Here is a 2,541-nt window from a genome sequence, read left to right on the forward strand (position 1 = left end):
TGTCGGCGGCCAGTGAATACTCCCCGTAGGCGGTCATTTATCGCCCCGTTGGTGGCCAGGGATCTCCCCGTGGACGGCCAGATACCTCCCCGCTGACCAGGTCAGAGTGCCGGTCGGCGAGGGTCGACGGCGTGAAGAGCGGCAGGGAGATCGTGGAAATCTTGGAGGCATACGACCTCACGGGCAGTTACCGTGCGGCGGCTGAGTTGGCGGGGTGTGACCATCACACCGTTGCCCGTTACGTGAAGTTGCGGGAGTCCGGGCAAAGTCCCGAGGCGCGGGCGCACCGGGCCCGGCCGATCGATGAGTACATGGGCAAGATCGAGGAACTGGTAGCGCGTTCGGGTGGGCGGGTCCGCGCGGACGTGGTGCATCGACGGATCACCGGGATGGGCTTCGGCGGTGGTGAGCGCACCACGCGGCGGGCGGTCGCGCAGGTCAAGGCCCGTCTCGCCGCCGGGCAGCGGCGGGTGTTCCGGCCGTGGATCCCGGAGCCGGGTCTGTGGCTGCAGTTCGACTGGGGTGAGGGCCCGCGTGTCGGTGGACGACGTACATCGTTGTGGTGCGCGTGGCTGGCCTGGTCGAGGTTCCGGGTGGTGATTCCCACGGTCGACAAGACCCTGCCGACGATCGTGTCCTGTCTGGACAGCACGTTGCGCCGGTTGGGTGGAGTGCCGGCGTATGCGTTGACCGACAACGAGAAGACGATCACCGTCGAGCATGTCGCGGACATCGCGGTGCGCAACCCGGAGATCGTGGCGGTGGCCCGCCACTACGGGATGACGATCCGCACCTGTGTGCCGGCCGACCCGCAGTCCAAGGGCGGTTCGGAGAACACCGTGAAGATCGCCAAAGCGGACCTGGTGCCCACGGATGCGAACCTGCTGCCGGAGTACCGCAAGTTCTCCGAGCTCGAGGCGGCCTGCCGCCTGTTCACCGAGGAGGTGAACGCCCGGGTGCACCGCGAGACCCGCCGCCGCCCGGTCGAGGCCCTCGCCGAGGAACAGACCCGGCTGCACCCGTTGCCGGGCAAGCCGTTCACCGTCGCGTTCGGCACCACCCGCCGGGTCAACTGGGACAGCACCATCTCCGTCGAGGGCGTGCGCTACTCGGTGCCCCACACCCTTGTCGACACCCGGGTCTGGGCCCGCTTCCACGGTGACGAGCTGATCGTCACCGCGGTCGACGACGACGGTCCGAGCGAGGTCGCCCGACATCCCCGCTCCACCCCCGGCAGCCCGTCGATCATCGACGCCCACTACCCACCCAGGGCCAGCCGTGACGGCGACCGGACACCGAAGGCCCACACGGCCGAGGAAGCCGCGTTCCTGGCCCTCGGCCCGGGTGCCGCCGCGTGGCTCGTCGAGGCCGCCACAGCAGGAACCCGAAGAGTGCGCCGCAAGATGGCCGACGCCTGCGCCCTGGCCAAGCTGCACGGCGCGAACCGCGTGGACCAGGCGTTGGGCACCGCCGCGATCGCCGGCCGGTTCGCCGACAACGACCTCATCCGCATCCTCGCCCACCAGGCCGCCGGCACCACCGGCGAGGCCACCCGCGCCAGCGAGGCCCACAGCCTGCAACCGGGCACCTCCGCGTGGGCCCGCTTCGGCACCACCGACGACAGGAGCAACCCCTGATGGCCGCCCCGATCCGCACCATCACCGCACCGGCCGGTGACCCCCTCACCGAGGCGATCGAGCTGACCCGCCGACTGAAACTGCCCCACATCCGCAAAGCGATGGCCGACCTGGTCCCGACCGCCAAAGCCCAACGCTGGGACCCCGCCGAAGTCATCCGGGTCCTCCTCGCCGAGGAAGCCGCCGGCCGCGACGCCGCGAACCTGCGCACCCGCCGCAAACGCGCCGCGTTCCCCGCCGGCAAGACCTTCGGCGACTGGGACGACACCGCCTCGTCCATCCCACGCCCCACTCAGGACGCGCTCAAGACCCTGGAATGGGTACAACGCAAGGAGAACCTGTCCATCTGCGGACCATCCGGCACCGGCAAGAGCCACTTCTGCGAAGCCCTCGGCCAAGCCGCCGTCGAGGCTGGAATGACCGTGGCCTGGTTCACCATCGAAGATCTCGGCGCCCTCGTGCGCCGCCACCGCGTCGACGACACCGTCAGCCGAGCCGTCGCACGACTCATCCGCTGCGACCTGATCATCGTCGACGACATCGGCCTGCTACCGGTCTCGCCGGACGCAGCCGAAGGGTTCTACCGCCTCGTCGACGCCGCCTACGAACGCCGCAGTCTCGCCGTCAGCTCGAACCTGCACCCCTCCGGCTTCGAGGAGATCATGCCCAAGACCCTCGCTACCGCCACCGTCGACCGGCTCCTGCACCACGCCCACATCGTCGTCACGCAGGGTGACAGCTTCCGGCTCAACCAGGCAACGACCGGACAGGGAGTGAAGCCCTTGAACTGACACCCGAACAACCAACGGCGGGGAACTATCTGGCCGCCGTTGGGGAGAAACCCGTGGCCGCCAGCGGGGACAAATGCCGGCCGCCTACGGGGAGATCAGAAAGACCGTTGACA

2 protein-coding genes are annotated in these 2,541 nt (G+C 69.3%); both read left to right on the forward strand.

Features of this window, described 5'->3' with window-relative positions:
• Positions 1–131: 131 nt before the first annotated feature.
• A complete protein-coding gene (gene istA / locus ACFHWT_RS31120) occupies positions 132–1,637 on the forward strand; it encodes an IS21 family transposase (protein ID WP_416598237.1) in 1,506 nt (501 codons plus the stop codon).
• Positions 1,637–2,428: an IS21-like element helper ATPase IstB gene (gene istB / locus ACFHWT_RS31125; protein ID WP_416598239.1), complete on the forward strand. Its 792-nt coding sequence runs from the start codon at positions 1,637–1,639 to the stop codon at positions 2,426–2,428. The genes istA and istB overlap by 1 nt, the downstream gene beginning before the upstream one ends.
• The last annotated feature ends 113 nt before the right edge of the window (positions 2,429–2,541 follow it).

It is taken from the genome of Micromonospora sp. LOL_021 (assembly GCF_048060215.1).
In the GTDB taxonomy this organism is placed as follows: Bacteria; Actinomycetota; Actinomycetes; order Mycobacteriales; family Micromonosporaceae; genus Micromonospora_E.

What these genes read in the sequence shown, in the direction of transcription:
- istB (WP_416598239.1), top strand. Translation starts at nt 1,637, where the DNA reads ATGGCCGCCCCGATCCGCACCATCACCGCACCGGCCGGTGACCCCCTC.